The sequence below is a fragment of the Ruegeria sp. ABD4_443 genome, assembly GCF_056160865.1.
In genome coordinates this window covers 77311-92936 of the sequence record NZ_JBSWYA010000008.1, presented here as the reverse complement: position 1 = coordinate 92936, position 15626 = coordinate 77311, and the positions used below count along the sequence as shown (strand labels likewise).

The following is a 15626-nucleotide window of genomic DNA, read 5'->3' as shown; positions in this document are numbered from 1 at the left end:
CATGACGGTTTCAGGATTGGGTTCCAGGACGCTGGTTCTGGTCGTGGCCGCGTCGCTGGCATTGGCGTCGGCCACGGCTGGCTTTGCGGACGACAAGAAGAAAAAGAAAACAGTTGAGGGCGCCCTGATCGGAGCAGGGGTCGGTGCCCTGCTGGGCGATGGCAAGGGCGCAGCCGCCGGTGCCGTGGCCGGGGCAATCATCGGACACAACTGGAAATGACTGCAAGCCCGGCGACCGGGCGATGGAGGTCAATCATGATATCGAACAGAACCAAAGCAGCCACCGTCGCGGCCCTTATCACCATGCCCTGCGTGTCACTTGCCGACGAAGTGGCCGAGCAAATGGTGCAGGATGCTTTGCCGGTCATGTACCACACCTGTGCGTCGGTGATCGAAGAAGCGGATGGCGACGAAACCTTTGTTCTGGCCGTCGTCGAGAAGATGACAGCCCTGTCGATTTACAACCGTCAGATCAACATCGAAGATCACGCCACGACCGAGGCGGAAAAGGCCACGCTGCGCACGGCATTCCTTGCGGCTTTGTCTCAGGGCTGTTCCGAAGACAAGAACGCCTTGCTGGGCGGCGTGGTGGACAGTGCCGTGAAATCGACGCTGGGCCTATGACCGCGACCACGCGCAAGCCATCAGGGGCAGGGCGCGCGCCGGGCGGCGCCCGTCATTCGGGGTCGCGCAGCGCGGGCAAACCGACGCCGGTGCTTTCGAATCCACCATCAGCCGCAATGACCTGACCGGTCACATAGCTGGCCTTGTCCGAGCACAGGAAACAGATGACCTGGGCGATTTCCAGCTCGGACCCATACCGGTTCAACGGGATGGCGTCGTGATAGGCGGCAATGATCTCGGGCGTATGCACGGCCATGGCGAGTTTCGTGCGAACAGGGCCGGGGCAAACGCAGTTGGCGCGTATTCCGTATTCGCCAAGTTCGGCCGCCTGTTGCTTGGTCAGGTGAATGACCCCGGCCTTTGACGTGCCATAGGCCACGCGCAATGTGCTTGCCCGCACCCCCGAGATCGAGGCGATATTGACAATCGCGCCCCGGCTGTCGCGCAGTGCCGGTGTCGTCGCCTGGCTGACCAGAAAGACCCCGTCAAGGTTGGTTTCCATGACCCGGCGCCATGTGGCAAAGCCATGATCTTCTATCGGTCCGAACTCGGCCACGCCGGCATTGTTCACGACCGCGTCGATCTGCCCGAACGCCGACAGGACATCGCCAACCATTCGGTCGACCTGATCGGGCTGCGAAACGTCGGCGACAACGGGCAATATGCCGTCCAGCCCGGCGGTGGCCTGGGTCAGCGCCTCGGCGTCGCGGTCGACCATCGCCACGCGCCACCCGTCTTGCAGAAACAGTTTCGCGGTGGCCAGGCCTATGCCTCGGGCTGCTCCGGTGACGAGGGCCGTTTTGGGTGACATCGAACGCTCCTGTTTTTTTCCGGTATCGATTTCCCACCATCGTCGGCCAGCGCGTCGCTCTCAAGCCCCAATCGGTGCCTATCCGCATGGGGCAGGGACGGGTCAGTAATGTGGTGGCCGTTCGTCGCCAAGCACAATGCCGCCCGATCCCTCCTGTGCGCGTTCGGCCTCGCGGCGCATAAGCATCTCGACCCGGCGGGTCAGGTGGTCGATCTCGGTCTGCTGCCGCGTGACGACGGCGTTCAGGTCCTCAACCGTGCGGGTCAGGTGGGCGATCTGCTCTTCCAGATGCTGCATGGGGGTCTCCTGTGTCTTGTCCGCTCATAGCGGCGCATTGCCGCCATGGCCAGAGAAAGCGCGCCTTGCCCCGATGCGGGGCATGGGATAGACCGCGCGCGGAACACTAAGCCCCAAGGACGCCCCGAATGGCCAAGCCCAAGAAACAGCCCCGCCCCAAGGCCATGACGCCGAAAGGGTTCCGCGACTATTTCGGCGAGGAAGTTGCGCAGCGCACCGAGATGCTGCGGACGATTGCGGGTGTCTATCATCGGTATGGCTTTGACGCCTTGGAAAGCAGTGCGGTCGAGACTGTTGAGGCGCTGGGCAAGTTTCTTCCGGATGTGGACCGCCCGAACGAGGGTGTCTTTGCGTGGCAGGAATTTGACGAAAACGACAAGGGCGACTGGATGGCCCTGCGCTATGACCTGACCGCGCCTTTGGCCCGTGTCTTTGCGCAGCACCGCAACGACCTGCCGACGCCCTATCGTCGCTATGCGATGGGCCCGGTCTGGCGCAACGAAAAACCGGGGCCGGGACGGTATCGTCAGTTCTATCAGTGCGATGCGGATACGGTCGGCACCGCCTCGATGGCTGCGGATGCCGAGATCTGCGCGATGCTGTCGGACACGTTGGAGACGGTGGGCATCCCGCGCGGTGACTATCTGGTGCGGGTCAATAACCGCAAGGTTCTGAACGGCGTGCTTGAGGCAATGGGCCTGGGCGAAGACGCCGCCGCCCGTGACAACGTTCTGCGCACCATCGACAAGTTCGACAAGGTCGGTGAGGCCGGAGTGCGCGAGCTGCTGACCAAGGGGCGTCTGGATGCCTCGGGTGCATTTATCGACGGTGTAGGCCTCAGCGATGATCAGGCAGAACCCGTGATTGCCTTCCTGACTTCCAAAGCCGCCGACACGGCCGGAACGCTGGCGAACCTGCGCGCAGCCGTGGGCGACAGCAAGATCGGTGCGGACGGCATTGCAGAACTGGAACAGATCGGGTCGCTGTTGGATGCGGGCGGATACGGCTCGGATCGGATCGAGATTGACCCTTCGGTCGTACGCGGTCTTGGCTATTACACCGGGCCGGTCTTTGAGGCCGAGCTGACCTTCGAGATTTTCGACGAAAAAGGCCGCAAGCGGCAGTTCGGCTCGGTTTCGGGCGGTGGCCGATACGACGATCTGGTCAAACGCTTCACAGGGCAGGAAGTGCCCGCGACCGGTGTCTCCATCGGTGTTGACCGTCTGTTGGCCGCGCTGCGCGAAAAGGGTCGTCTTGGCGCGCAGGCGACAGGGCCTGTGGTCGTCACCGTGATGGATCGCGACCGTATGGCCGACTATCAGGCGATGGTGGCCGAGCTGCGCAACGCCGGTATCCGGGCCGAGGTCTATCTGGGCAATCCCAAGAACTTTGGCAATCAGTTGAAATATGCAGACAAACGGAATTCTCCCATCGCGGTGATCGAAGGTGGTGACGAAAAGGCGGGTGGCATCGTTCAGATCAAGGACCTGATCCTAGGCGCCAAGATCGCCGAAAGCGCCACGCTGGAGGAATGGAAAGAACGCCCCAGCCAGTTCGAAGTGCCGCGCGGTGATCTGGTCGCCAAAGTGTGTGAAATTCTGGACAGTCAGGACTGACCCATGCCCAACCGTTCCCAGATACAGGCCCGCGCCGCGATGATGCGCGTCCGGTTCGAGGCCGCAGGCGCACAGGTTGTTGACCCGCCGCTGTTGCAGCCCGCCGAAACGCTGTTGGACCTGTACGGCGAAGATATACGTGCGCGCGCTTATGTGACCTCGGACGCCCTGCGCGGCGAACAGATGTTGCGCCCCGACTTCACGCTGCCGGTGGTGCAAATGCACATGCGCGAAGGCGCCGAACCCGCCCGCTATACCTATTCGGGCGAGGTGTTCCGCCGTCAGGAGCATGACCCGGATCGGGCCAATGAATACGTTCAGGTCGGCTATGAGGTCTTTGACCGCGATGACCCGGCAGGCGCTGATGCCGAGGTGTTTTCGCTTTTTGCTCTGCAATTGCGCGGGTTGCCGCTGCGGGCCGCCACTGGTGATATCGGCATTCTGATCGCGGCGGTCGAAGGATTGCGGACAACGGACCGCCGCAAGGCGGCGCTGATGCGGCATCTGTGGCGCCCGCGTCGGTTTCGCACTCTGCTTGACCGTTTCGCAGGGCGCAGGTCCGCGCCCGAGCAGCGCGACGCCTTGCTGGATACCGCCGAGCCGCTGGCGACCGATGCGCCGATGATTGGCAAACGGCGCAAGGCCGAGATCGAGGCGCGTATCGAGGCCTTGCGGGAAGACCGTGCCGCGCCTCCGATTTCGGACAATGAACTGGTTGGGCTGGAAACGCTTTTGAACGTGCGTGAAACCATGCCTTTTGCATTGGAACACTTGCGCGATGTAGCTGTTGACCTGCCGCAGATCACCCCCGCGCTGGACCGGCTAGAGGCGCGTGTCGCTGCGCTGCAGGCGCGTGGAGTTGATGTCGGCAGGCTGGATTTCGAAGCCTCCTATGGGCGGACGTCGATGGAATATTACGACGGTTTTGTCTTTGGCTTTTACGCCGAGGGTCGCCCCGACCTGCCGCCCGTCGCGACCGGTGGCCGCTATGATGCCCTGACGCGCCGATTGGGGAACGGCGCTGAAATTCCGGCAATTGGCGGCGTGATCCGACCGGACCTGATGCTTGAAATCGAGGAGGCCACGCAATGAGCCTGAAACTGGGCGTGCCTTCGAAGGGCAGGTTGATGGACAAAACCTTTGCGTGGTTCGACAAGCGCGGCATCACCCTGTCGCGCAGCGGCTCGGACCGCGAATACGCAGGCAAGGTCGAAGGGATCGACGGGGTGTCCCTGATCTTGCTGTCCGCGGGGGAAATCCCGCGCGAACTGGCGGCGGGTCGTATCCATCTGGGTGTAACCGGAATCGACCTTGTGCATGAAAAGCTGCCGCGTTGGGAACAGCAGGTCGAAGAAATCTCGCAGCTGGGGTTTGGCAAGGCTGACCTGATTATCGCCGCACCTGCCTGCTGGGTCGATGTGGACACGCTGGACGATCTGGATGCGGCTGCTGCGGCGTTTCGCAAGACCCACGGCCACCGGCTGCGGATTGCCACCAAATACCACCGGCTGGTGCGCGAGTTCCTGACTGACGCAGGGGTGGCCGACTATACGCTGGTCGATAGCCAGGGCGCGACCGAGGGAACCGTGATGAACGAAACGGCCGAGGCAATCGCCGATATCACCTCGACCGGCGAAACGTTGCGGGCCAATCACCTCAAGATATTGTCGGATGGTTTGATCCTGCAATCGCAGGCTACGCTTTGGCGCAGCCGTGTTGCCAAGTGCGATGCCGAGGACAAAGACGTTCTGACCGCGCTTCTGGACCGTCTGACCTGATCACAAGACCCCGATGTCGGCCAGGGCGCGGTTCAGATCATCGGGCAGGGCGTCGTCCTGTTCGCGTGATCGGGGCAGGTCGGCGGGGCTGTCTTCGGGTTTGAGGTAACGCCATCCCTGGAACGGGCGTTTCAGGGCGTTTTGCGTGCGGTGGATTTCGGGGTTCAGCACGATGGCACAGCGACGTATCCCATCCTCGCCGCGCACCTCGTCCAGCCGCAGGATACGTTGTCGGCATTGGATCACGCCCTTGATGACCCAAAAGATCGACCCGCCGTTCAGGATTTCGGCCTCGCGCTTGGGCCACATCCGGGTGACGTGGCGCGGGTTGCCGTCCGGATAAAGCGGCCTGCGGCTGTCCTGCCAGTCAATCAGCGACTCGACGCTGTCCGATCCGACAGACAATTTCACAAGGTTCACGAAGTTATCCACAGCATTTCCACAGAGTCGTCCCGGTGTCTCCGTTATATTGTAGCTTGCTGGCGTTGTTCATCAAGGTGTTGTGGTAAGCCTGTAATCCGGGTTAATCTGGCCACCTCTTTTCAGATCAGGGAATCACCAATGAGCCGCTTTGCCGCCCCCATCGCCGAGCAAATCTGGGACATGAAATACCGGTTCAAACAGGCAGACGGTGCGCCCATTGATCAGACGGTCGAGGATACGTGGCGACGCATCGCCCGCGATCTGGCCAAGGTCGAAGGCGATCCGGCGCTGTGGGAGGACAAATTCTTTCACGCGCTGGAAGATTTCAAATACCTGCCCGCGGGTCGTATCACGGCGGGCGCGGGCACGGCGCGGCAGGTGACATTGTTCAACTGTTTTGTCATGGGCACGATCCCCGACAGCATGGGCGGCATTTTCGACATGTTGAAAGAGGCCGCGCTGACCATGCAGCAGGGCGGTGGCATCGGCTATGATTTCTCGACCATCCGCCCGCGCGGCGCAGATGTGCACGGGGTGGCGGCGGATGCTTCGGGCCCGCTGAGTTTCATGGATGTCTGGGACGCAATGTGCCGCACGATCATGTCTGCCGGTTCGCGCCGCGGGGCGATGATGGCCACCATGCGCTGTGACCACCCGGATATCGAACAGTTCATCACCGCCAAGTCCGATCCGGCGCGCCTGCGGATGTTCAACATGTCCGTATTGGTGACGGACGCCTTCATGGAGGCCGTCAAGGCCGACGCCCCCTGGGAGCTGACCTTTGACGGCAAGGTCTATCACACGGTTCAGGCCCGTGATCTGTGGAACAAGATCATGCAGGCCACCTATGATTATGCCGAGCCGGGCGTCATCTTTATTGACCGCATCAACAAGGCCAACAACCTGAACTATGTCGAAACGATTTCGGCCACGAACCCCTGCGGTGAACAACCGCTGCCGCCCTACGGGGCCTGCCTGTTGGGGTCGATCAATCTGGCGCGTCTGGTGGCCGATCCGTTCGAGGACGCCGCGCATCTGGACGAGGCCGCGTTGAGCGATCTTGTCGCGACGGCCGTGCGGATGATGGACAATGTGGTGGACGCATCGAAGTTTCCGCTGCCGGAACAGGCCGCCGAAGCGCAGGCCAAGCGCCGGATCGGCCTGGGCGTGACCGGGCTGGCGGATGGTTTGTTGATGCTGGGCCTGCGCTATGGGTCCGACGAAGCGGCGCGTCAGACCGAGCGATGGTTGCACAGTATCGCCCGCGCCGCATATCTGGCGTCGGTTGACTTGGCAAAGGAAAAAGGGGCGTTCCCTTTGTTCGACGCCGAGAAATTCCTGGCAAGCGGTGCGATGGCCGACATGGACGACGACGTGCGTGACGCGATCCGCGAACATGGTATCCGCAACGCGCTGTTGACGTCGATTGCCCCGACGGGAACGATTTCGCTTTATGCCGGAAACGTGTCTTCGGGGATCGAGCCGGTCTTTGCCTACGCCTATACGCGCAAAGTGCTTCAGAAAGACGGCTCGCGTACCGAAGAAGAGGTTGTGGATTACGCCGTACAGATGTGGCGCGACAAGTTCGGGGATGTCGATTTGCCCGACTATTTCGTGAACGCTCAGACTCTGACGCCGTTGGATCATGTGAAAATGCAGGCGGCGGCCCAGAAATGGATCGACAGTTCGATTTCCAAGACCATCAACTGCCCCGAAGACATCAGCTTTGACGCGTTCAAGGATGTCTACATGCAGGCTTGGGATCAGGGCTGCAAAGGCTGCACGACATATCGGCCCAATGATGTGACGGGCTCGGTTCTGACCGTTTCCGAAAGCGACGACACGGCACCGGGAGAGAGCGCCACGGCGCCGCACGAGGTCGATGGTGGCGACGTCATCTACATGTCCGAACCGCTCGATCGCCCGCAATCGCTGGAAGGATCGACCTACAAGCTGAAGTGGCCCGACAGCGAACATGCGATCTATCTGACCATAAACGATATCGTTATTGGTGGTCGCCGCCGGCCGTTCGAGGTGTTCATCAATTCGAAGAACATGGAGCACTATGCCTGGACACTGGCCCTGACCCGCATGATTTCGGCCGTGTTCCGCAGGGGCGGAGATGTGTCCTTTGTTGTTGAAGAACTTAAGGCTGTGTTCGACCCGCGTGGTGGGGCCTGGGTCAAGGGCAAGTACATTCCGTCAATTCTTGCGGCAATCGGCGGGGTGATCGAGCAGCACATGATCTCGATCGGGTTTCTTGAGGGCGAGGGGATGGGGCTGAAGTCCGATCCGCAGGCGCAGGTCGTCAACATGGATGCCCCGCGCGGCAAAGCCTGCCCGTCCTGCGGACAGTTCGAAATGGTAATGATCGAAGGGTGCATGACCTGCCGCAGTTGCGGCCACTCGAAATGCGGGTAGCATTGGGGGACAGCATTCGCGCTGGTTGATTTGACGCGCGTAAACGTATCAAAATCGCCAATGTCCCCCAAACTTTTTCGTGAAAGCTGCATTTCCGTCTTTTTTCCGCCGAAATTATCTTTGATACACGCCGTCGGTAACGATCGGGATGTTAAAAGGTATGGGCGGGCAGATGAGGACCGGACGAAACGGTATTTTCGGGATTCCATGGCGGCAGACAGAGGTTGACGGGCTTGAGGCCGCGCCTCTTTCCGAGTTGAGCGTCGGGTCGGCATGGTCTTGGCGCGGGCAGGTTGTCAGGATGACAGCGGTCGCGATGTCGGACTATGAACAGGCAGAGATTGGTGGAACTGCGGTGGTGCCGGGCGTTCATGCGCTGGCGCCTGTTTGGGAACGACCGCAAGGCGCATCGGCGATGCTTGTGTTTTCCAATGGCGCACAGAGTTTTCAGGCGGACCTGGTGCGCAGCGATGCCGACGACACGCTGGTTTTGATCTTTGAAGATGGTTTTCCCGAGCGGGATCAGGAGTTCTGGGTCAGCCAGGTAACCAATCTTGAGGCGCTGACAAAAACCGGAGAGGGCCAGGACGAAACGGTTGTGTCTTTTCCCAAACCTCGCGCACCGGCTGTCGCCGAAACGGCCAGCCTGCCGCGTTACGCGGCGTTTGCTGCCGAATAGGTTCGTCTGGCGGCAGGCCGCGTACATGGCGAATGTGTCATTTCCGGTTCCCGGCCTGTTGACTCTGGTAATTTCAGCGATATAAGCGCGGCTTCATTGGTGTTGGTGGCCCCCGCGAGGGGAGGCCTGTCATGGGGGAGACCTCAAGAGGACAACGCCCTTTATAACCCGGCACCACGCCTGGTCTGAACGGGAACTGCACGGTCCGAGCGGCAACGCTATTTCGGGCGGAAAAGCGGGAACCGGTTTTCGGATCAAGCCGAAATGCCACAATAAAGGAGATCAGCCGTGACCAAACGCACGTCTGCCAAGTACAAAATCGACCGCCGGATGGGCGAAAACATCTGGGGTCGTCCGAAATCCCCGATCAACCGCCGCGAATATGGCCCCGGCCAGCACGGCCAGCGCCGTAAGGGCAAACTGTCGGACTTTGGTCTGCAGTTGCGCGCCAAGCAGAAGTTGAAAGGCTATTACGGCGACCTGACCGAAAAGCAGTTCCGCCGCATCTATGCCGAGGCCGAGCGTGTCAAAGGCGACACCGGTGAAAACCTGATCGGTCTGCTGGAACGCCGTCTGGACGCCGTCGTCTACCGCGCCAAGTTCGTTCCGACCGTGTTTGCCGCGCGTCAGTTCGTGAACCACGGCCATGTCAAGGTGAACGGCAAGCGGGTGAACATCCCCAGCTACCGTGTCAAGGAAGGCGACGTGATCGAAGTGCGTGACAAGTCCAAGCAACTGGCTGTTGTTCTGGAAGCTGTTGGTCTGGCCGAGCGTGATGTTCCTGACTATATCGACGCCGACCACTCGAAAATGACCGCGACCTTCGTGCGCGCACCGGGCCTGGGCGATGTGCCTTATCCGGTCGTCATGGAGCCGAACCTGGTTGTTGAATTCTACGCGAAGAACTGATCTTCGCCGTCATCGAATTTTCAAAGGCCGCGCTTTCAGCGCGGTCTTTTTTTGTTTGTAGGGGGCGCTGCCCCCGTCGCTGCGCGACTCCCCCGGGATATTTTTGGCCAGATGAAGGGGCGGATCAGAGAGGCAGCGGGCGCGCTTCGGCGATTGCTTCCATCGCGAAGTAGGACGTGACGCTGTCCAGTTCGACCTTTTCGATCAGGCGTTGGTAGACCTTGTCGTAAGAGGTCATATCCTGTGTCACGACTTTTAGCTGATAGTCATAGTCGCCGCCGATCCGGTGGAAATCCACCACTTCGGGAATGGTCAGGACGTGGCGGCGAAAGGTCTGGAGCCAATCGGCGGAGTGGTGCCGGGTGCGAAGCATCACAAAGACCACGAGGCTGAGCCCCAGTTTTTCACGGGCGATCCGGGCTGTGGACCCCAGCAGGACACCGTCTTCGTTCAGGGCTTTCAGCCGTCGCCAGCAAGCGTTTTGCGACAGGCCGACGCGGTCTGCCAGTTCGCGTTGCGACAGGGTTGCGTCCTGTTGCAGTTCTTTTAGGAGGCGCCTGTCAATTTGATCTATATTTTTCCTCATACCGGGTCAAATGACACAAATATTCTGAAAAGTCAGTAAAATTGTGGGGCGATTTTACGGGTTTGTTGGGTGATATTTGTGATGCCCGACAGGAGAGCAGACATGACCCTTGAACAATTCCAATCAGAGATCAGCGCAGTTGTTTGTGGTGGAACTTTGAACGACGGCTTGATTGGAGAAAACGTTCTGATACCGGGTCTGCATGGGGATGTGCCGCTTGTTTATGCGGATTACGTCGCATCGGGCCGCGCCTTGCGGCAGGTTGAGGCCTACGTGGCGCAGAATGTGCTTCCGTTTTATGCCAACAGCCATACCGAAGCTTCTTTTTGCGGGTCGTATATGACCCGGCTTCGGCGCGATGCGCGCGCCGAGATCGCCCGCATCGTTGGTGCGCGGGAAGCAGAGGCAGTGATCTTTACCGGCTCTGGTGCCACTGCGGGCCTCAACCGGCTGGTCAGCCTGATGGGAGTGTCAGGGGCTGACCGGCCGGTTGTCTTGATCGGGCCGTATGAACATCATTCCAACATTTTACCGTGGCGTGAAAGCAAGGCGCAGGTGGTCGAGATACCGGAGGGTGCAGAGGGCGGCCCTGATCTGGAGGTTCTGAGACAGACCTTGATTGCGCATGAGGATGCGGACCTGGTGATCGGGTCGTTTTCCGCGGCTTCGAACGTGACAGGCATTGTGACCGACCCCGATCCTGTCACCCGGTTGCTAAAGGCACATGGCGCGTTGTCGGTCTGGGATTATGCCGGTGCTGGCCCCTATTTGCCTATCGACATGGGGCCACAGGATGCACGCAAGGACGCCATCGTTGTCTCGCCTCACAAGTTTCCGGGCGGGCCGGGGGCGTCGGGTGTGCTGATCGTCAACCGGGATGTCGTCCGGGGAACATGCCCCAGTTGGCCGGGGGGCGGAACGGTTCGTTTTGTATCGCCGTGGCGCCATGATTACAGTGATGATCTGGTCGCGCGAGAAGAGGCGGGAACGCCAAACGTGATTGGCGATATTCGCGCGGCTTTGGCCTTTCTCGTCAAGGAAGCCGTTGGCACTGACGAGATTGCGCGGCGCGAGGCCGCGTATAACCGCATGGCGTTGGAAGGGTGGGGCAGCAACCCGCACCTGACCCTTCTGGGCGTGGACAAGCCGCATCGGTTGCCGATTTTTTCCTTCCTTGTCCATGACATGACTGATCAGCCGGTGCATCAACAGCTTTTCACCCGGATGTTGAGCGACATTTACGGGATTCAGGCGCGCGGCGGCTGTGCCTGTGCGGGGCCTTATGCGCATCGGTTGCTGGGTATAGACCGCGCATGTTCCGAGCAATTGCACGCGCAGGTTTCGGCGGGCGCGGAATTGAAAAAGCCCGGCTGGGTCCGGTTGAACTTTTCATATTTGATGAGCGCCAAGACCGCCCGCTTTATCATCGACAGCGTGAATGACCTGTCGCGCCGGACCGCCGAGTTCGCGCCGTATTACGACGCCGACCCGGCAACCGCACGCTTCCGGGCGGCCTGAGGGAATTGCTGCTTTTCTCAAGGCGTTGAGACAGGTATGAGAGGCCGCAGTCAACGGAGCCTCACATGAACCAGATCACCCCGCAGCCCGGCATCATGGACATCGCGCTTTACCAGGGCGGGCAGTCGCATATCCAGGGCGTCGCGGATGTCGTCAAGCTCAGCTCCAATGAAAATCCGTTCGGCCCCAGCCCCAGGGCGATCGAAGCGGTGCGTGACAGCGCCGCGACGTTGCACCGTTACCCCGGCACCGATCACGCCAGCCTGCGCGCGGCCATCGGCGAGCGGCATGGGCTGGACCCGGCGCGGATCGTCTGCGGCGTGGGCAGTGACGAGGTGCTGCAATTCGTGGCGCAGGCCTATGCCGGGCCCGGCGACGAGGCGATTTACACCGAGCACGGGTTCTCGATGTATCCGATCATTGCCCGCATGGTCGGGGCGACCCCGGTCATGGTGGCCGAGCGGGATCGCCATGTCGATGTCGACAATATCCTGGCCGCAGTCACCGACCGGACCAAGATCGTTTTCGTGACCAACCCCGGCAACCCGACTTCGACCATGATCCCCGAGAGCGAGCTGCAGCGGCTGGCCGAAGGGCTGCCCCAAACATGCCTGCTGGTCATCGATGGGGCGTATGCCGAGTTCGTAGCCGGGTTCGACGGGGGCGCTGCATTGGTGGACCGGTTTGACAATGTCATCATGACGCGGACCTTTTCCAAGATCTATGGGCTGGGTGGCATGCGGGTTGGTTGGGGGTATGCCGCGCGCCCGATCATTGATGTTCTGAACCGGGTGCGCCAGCCCTTTAACCTGTCGACGGTTGCGCTTGCCGCGGCCGAGGCCGCCGTGCAGGACGAGGAGTTCCTGACATTCTGCCATGCCGAAAACGCGCGTCTGCGCGTTTGGCTGTCTGATCAACTGGCCGGGATCGGTGTGCCGTCGGATGCGTCCTGTACCAATTTCATCCTGGCGCGATTTGCCGACAGGGCCGAGGCCGAGGCCTGCGATGATTACCTGAAGACGCAGGGTTTGATCGTGCGCCGTGTTGCGGGTTACAACCTGCCCAACGCCCTGCGCATCACGGTGGGCGACGAAACCGCATGCCGCCGCGTTGTCGCGGCCATCACCGCGTTCAAAGGGGGCGCCGCATGAGCCAGATTTACGACCGTGTGGCCCTGATCGGGCTGGGCCTGATCGCGTCGTCGATGTTCTGGGCCATAAAACGGGCCGGTCTTGCGGGCGAAGTCACGGGGTATGCCCGGTCTGCGGCAACCCGCGACACCGCGCGTCGCATCGGATTGTGTGACCGGGTTTGCGATACCGCCAAAGAGGCTGTCGAAGGGGCCGACCTGGTCGTTCTGTGCGTTCCGGTTGGCGCGATGGGCGCCGTGGCGCGGGACATTGCACCTGTGTTGAAACCGGGCGCGACGGTAACCGATGTCGGCTCGGTCAAGCGTCACGTCATTCAGGACGTCGGGCCTCATGTCCCCGACGGGGTCCATTTCATCCCGGCGCACCCCTTGGCCGGAACCGAACATTCGGGGCCTGAATCGGGGTTTGCTGAACTTTTCGACAATCGCTGGTGTCTGCTGGTGCCGGTTGAAGGGTCTGCGCCCGATGCAATTGCCCGGCTGCGCGCGTTGTGGGAAGGCATGGGGTCCAATGTTGATGAAATGGACGCGGATTATCATGACCTTGTTCTGGCGGTAACATCTCATGCCCCGCACCTGATTGCCTATACGATGGTTGGCGTCGCCGACGACCTGCGCCGCGTAACGGATACCGAGGTGATCAAGTATTCGGCCGCCGGGTTTCGGGACTTTACCCGAATTGCCGCGTCGGACCCTACCATGTGGCGTGACGTTTTCCTGACCAACAAGGATGCCACGCTAGAGATCCTGGGCCGTTTCACCGAAGAGCTTTTTGCGTTGCAGCGGGCGATCCGAACCGGGGATGGAGAGCACCTGTTCGACTATTTCACCCGGACGCGGGCGATACGTCGCGGAATCATCGATGCGGGGCAGGATACCGACGCTCCGGACTTTGGACGGGGGAAAAAATCGGTATGAGACCCATTCGCGTCTGCATTGCCGCCAGCCTTTTTCTGGCCACCATGTCTCCGGCCTGGGCGAGGCCCCTTGAGAATTCGCTGGTTCCACTGGCGCGGCCGATCCCCGCGACATCCGTGGCCGCGATTGTCGCGGCCCCCTTGCAGGACGGCGTCGTGACGCGGACTGATATCCCGGCAACGCGGCCCGCTCCGCGCCCGGTTTCCCCACAGGTTCTGGCAGCAGCCTCGCGCCCGGTCGCGCTGGCCTTTATGGGGCCTGATACCTCGTTGATGCCGAACCTGCGGCCCAAGGCGTTGGAACAGCAGGTGCTGTTCAAAAAGCGCAAGCTGCGCAAGAACGCGGTGTGCGGTGACATTGCCATTCAGGGCAAGGCGGTTGGCCGGGTTCCCGGAAAGATCAAGGCCTGCGGGATCAAGGACGCAGTTCAAGTCACGTCTGTTTCAGGTGTGGCGCTGAGCCGCCCGTCGACGATGGATTGCGGAACGGCGATTGCGCTGAGCAAATGGGTCGACAAGACAGTCAAGCCGACATTCAAGCGACGCGGGCCGGTGGTCCAGTTGCAGGTCGCGGCGCATTACGCGTGCCGGACCCGGAACAACCGCAAGGGCGCGCGGATTTCCGAACATGGCAAGGGGCGCGCCATTGATATTTCGGGCTTCAAGATGGCCGACGGAGAGGTCGTGACCGTGTTGAACGGTTGGCGCAAGAACCCGTCGAAAAAGCAGCTTGTCAAAATCTGGCGCGGTGCGTGCGGCCCGTTCGGGACGGTCCTGGGGCCGAATTCCGACCGCTATCACCAGGATCATTTCCATCTGGATACCGCAAGATACCGCAGCGGGCCTTATTGCCGTTAACGCAAAATCAGACGCGGCGCTGGCCCCAGCGGCAGTGGCCCCAGCGCGACGAACCCGTCGCGGAAATTAAGCTGAAGATCCAGCGCTTTCGGATTGCCGCCAAGCCCCGCCATGAATTTCAGCGCCCGCGTTACCGGATCGACCGCCTGGTCGGGCAGCGCCCCGGCCGCATTCGCCATGGCGATCATGTCGCGCCAGTTCTCGGCCCTGACCGCGATTTCACCTGACGGAATGCCCTGCGCGTCAACCGTCAGGTCACCGGTTGCAAACAGGCGCAGCTCGCCCCATTTCGCCTCGGCCAGATGCAGGTCGATGGCAACCGGTTGCGGACGCCGCTGTTCCAGGGCGCTTCGGTCCCAGGGTTTGTCGAAGGTTACCGAGCTGTTGATTTCAAGCGTTTCGAATGCCTGCGGCAAGGTCGCGGCGGACCGCATCAGCGCCCGCAGGTCGTCGCCGGGGGCAAAGCCGTCGATCTTGGCGCTGATATCATAGGAATTCGCCGCACCGCTTTGGGTCATGATCAGGGCGAGCGTATCGCCCCCGGCCTGCGCCGCGTCGTCTTGCGTGATCGTCCAGGGCCCGGCGGTCAGCGCGAGGGTTTCAAGCAACAGCGCCACGCCCGGCTGCAGGTGCAGCGCGGCCTGCATGTCGGCGGCCTGGATGATTGCGGTCTGATCGAAATAGGACAGGCGCTGAGGGGTATCGGCAAAGCGCAGAACCTGGCGTCCGGGCCAGATGGCCGGGCTTTGGAACTCGATCCAATCCGCGCTCCAGGCTGTGCCGTTTACGGGGTCGGCAAGCGCCGGATTGTGCAGCCGCGTTACGTGATGAACCGGGTACCCGCTGGTTGCGACATCCGAAAAATCCGCCTGCCAGCCCAGGTCTTGCTGCGTGTCGAACCAATTGGTCAGGGCATTGCGCAGGCCATACCCGGCGATGAACCAATAGGCGCTCCAGGCAAGGGCCAGAAAAATCACAACTCGTATCAGACGGCGCATGGCAAATGGCCCTTTTTCCTACCTTGGAATTGTTGTTTATA

17 protein-coding genes are annotated in these 15626 nt (G+C 61.2%); 12 read left to right on the top strand and 5 right to left on the bottom strand.

All coding sequences use genetic code 11. The features are described 5' to 3' along the window. Position 1 precedes the first annotated feature (1 nt). On the top strand, positions 2-220 hold the full coding sequence (locus tag ACXAG8_RS15250) for a YMGG-like glycine zipper-containing protein (RefSeq protein ID WP_475227946.1): 219 nt from the start codon (positions 2-4) through the stop codon (positions 218-220). Positions 221-255: 35 nt separating this feature from the next. Then, positions 256-624 (top strand): hypothetical protein, encoded by a 369-nt coding sequence (locus ACXAG8_RS15245; protein WP_475227939.1) that lies wholly within the window; start codon positions 256-258, stop codon positions 622-624. 52 nt (positions 625-676) lie between these two features. Here ACXAG8_RS15245 and ACXAG8_RS15240 read toward each other — a convergent pair whose 3' ends face one another. Further along, positions 677-1435 (bottom strand): SDR family NAD(P)-dependent oxidoreductase, encoded by a 759-nt coding sequence (locus tag ACXAG8_RS15240; RefSeq protein ID WP_475227936.1) that lies wholly within the window; start codon positions 1433-1435, stop codon positions 677-679. Between the two features lie 102 nt (positions 1436-1537). Next, a complete protein-coding gene (locus tag ACXAG8_RS15235) occupies positions 1538-1732 on the bottom strand; it encodes a SlyX family protein (RefSeq protein ID WP_475227932.1) in 195 nt (64 codons plus the stop codon). Between the two features lie 128 nt (positions 1733-1860). On the opposite strand from ACXAG8_RS15235, the gene hisS reads away from it, so the two are divergent. From hisS to hisG, 3 genes are read left to right on the top strand one after another with little or no spacing between them, the layout of a single operon-like run. Beyond that, the gene (gene hisS / locus ACXAG8_RS15230; RefSeq protein WP_475227925.1) at positions 1861-3348 is read left to right on the top strand and encodes a histidine--tRNA ligase; all 1488 of its coding nucleotides are present in this window, start codon (positions 1861-1863) and stop codon (positions 3346-3348) included. Between the two features lie 3 nt (positions 3349-3351). After that, on the top strand, positions 3352-4440 hold the full coding sequence (locus ACXAG8_RS15225) for an ATP phosphoribosyltransferase regulatory subunit (RefSeq protein WP_475227918.1): 1089 nt from the start codon (positions 3352-3354) through the stop codon (positions 4438-4440). Next, entirely contained in the window at positions 4437-5126 is a 690-nt protein-coding gene (gene hisG, locus ACXAG8_RS15220; protein ID WP_475227912.1) for an ATP phosphoribosyltransferase, read from the top strand. Before ACXAG8_RS15225 ends, hisG begins: the two co-directional genes overlap by 4 nt. Here the strand turns inward: hisG and ACXAG8_RS15215 are convergent, their stop codons facing one another. Continuing rightward, a complete protein-coding gene (locus tag ACXAG8_RS15215; RefSeq protein WP_475227905.1) occupies positions 5127-5558 on the bottom strand; it encodes a DUF1489 family protein in 432 nt (143 codons plus the stop codon). 129 nt (positions 5559-5687) lie between these two features. On the opposite strand from ACXAG8_RS15215, the gene ACXAG8_RS15210 reads away from it, so the two are divergent. The 3 genes from ACXAG8_RS15210 to rpsD all read left to right on the top strand — a co-directional run bounded on the left by ACXAG8_RS15210 (position 5688) and on the right by rpsD (position 9558). After that, positions 5688-7970, top strand: a complete 2283-nt coding sequence (locus ACXAG8_RS15210; protein WP_475227898.1) for an adenosylcobalamin-dependent ribonucleoside-diphosphate reductase — start codon at positions 5688-5690, stop codon at positions 7968-7970. A gap of 172 nt (positions 7971-8142) precedes the next feature. After that, positions 8143-8649 (top strand): hypothetical protein, encoded by a 507-nt coding sequence (locus ACXAG8_RS15205; protein WP_475227895.1) that lies wholly within the window; start codon positions 8143-8145, stop codon positions 8647-8649. Positions 8650-8937: 288 nt separating this feature from the next. After that, positions 8938-9558 (top strand): 30S ribosomal protein S4, encoded by a 621-nt coding sequence (gene rpsD / locus ACXAG8_RS15200; protein ID WP_170744088.1) that lies wholly within the window; start codon positions 8938-8940, stop codon positions 9556-9558. 124 nt (positions 9559-9682) lie between these two features. Here rpsD and ACXAG8_RS15195 read toward each other — a convergent pair whose 3' ends face one another. Further along, entirely contained in the window at positions 9683-10144 is a 462-nt protein-coding gene (locus ACXAG8_RS15195) for an Lrp/AsnC family transcriptional regulator (RefSeq protein ID WP_475227891.1), read from the bottom strand. A 102-nt stretch (positions 10145-10246) separates the two neighbouring features. On the opposite strand from ACXAG8_RS15195, the gene ACXAG8_RS15190 reads away from it, so the two are divergent. The 4 genes from ACXAG8_RS15190 to ACXAG8_RS15175 all read left to right on the top strand — a co-directional run bounded on the left by ACXAG8_RS15190 (position 10247) and on the right by ACXAG8_RS15175 (position 14587). Then, positions 10247-11662 (top strand): aminotransferase class V-fold PLP-dependent enzyme, encoded by a 1416-nt coding sequence (locus tag ACXAG8_RS15190; protein WP_475227888.1) that lies wholly within the window; start codon positions 10247-10249, stop codon positions 11660-11662. Between the two features lie 65 nt (positions 11663-11727). Next, the gene (hisC, locus tag ACXAG8_RS15185; protein ID WP_475227885.1) at positions 11728-12813 is read left to right on the top strand and encodes a histidinol-phosphate transaminase; all 1086 of its coding nucleotides are present in this window, start codon (positions 11728-11730) and stop codon (positions 12811-12813) included. Further along, complete coding sequence (locus ACXAG8_RS15180; RefSeq protein ID WP_475227879.1) at positions 12810-13730, top strand: prephenate/arogenate dehydrogenase family protein; 921 nt, start codon at positions 12810-12812, stop codon at positions 13728-13730. Before hisC ends, ACXAG8_RS15180 begins: the two co-directional genes overlap by 4 nt. Further along, positions 13727-14587 (top strand): extensin-like domain-containing protein, encoded by an 861-nt coding sequence (locus ACXAG8_RS15175; RefSeq protein WP_475227873.1) that lies wholly within the window; start codon positions 13727-13729, stop codon positions 14585-14587. Before ACXAG8_RS15180 ends, ACXAG8_RS15175 begins: the two co-directional genes overlap by 4 nt. On the opposite strand, the gene ACXAG8_RS15170 is transcribed toward ACXAG8_RS15175, so the two are convergent. Continuing rightward, entirely contained in the window at positions 14584-15585 is a 1002-nt protein-coding gene (locus ACXAG8_RS15170; RefSeq protein WP_475227868.1) for a DUF2125 domain-containing protein, read from the bottom strand. The two genes, ACXAG8_RS15175 and ACXAG8_RS15170, sit on opposite strands and share 4 nt — an antisense overlap. Positions 15586-15626 lie beyond the last annotated feature (41 nt).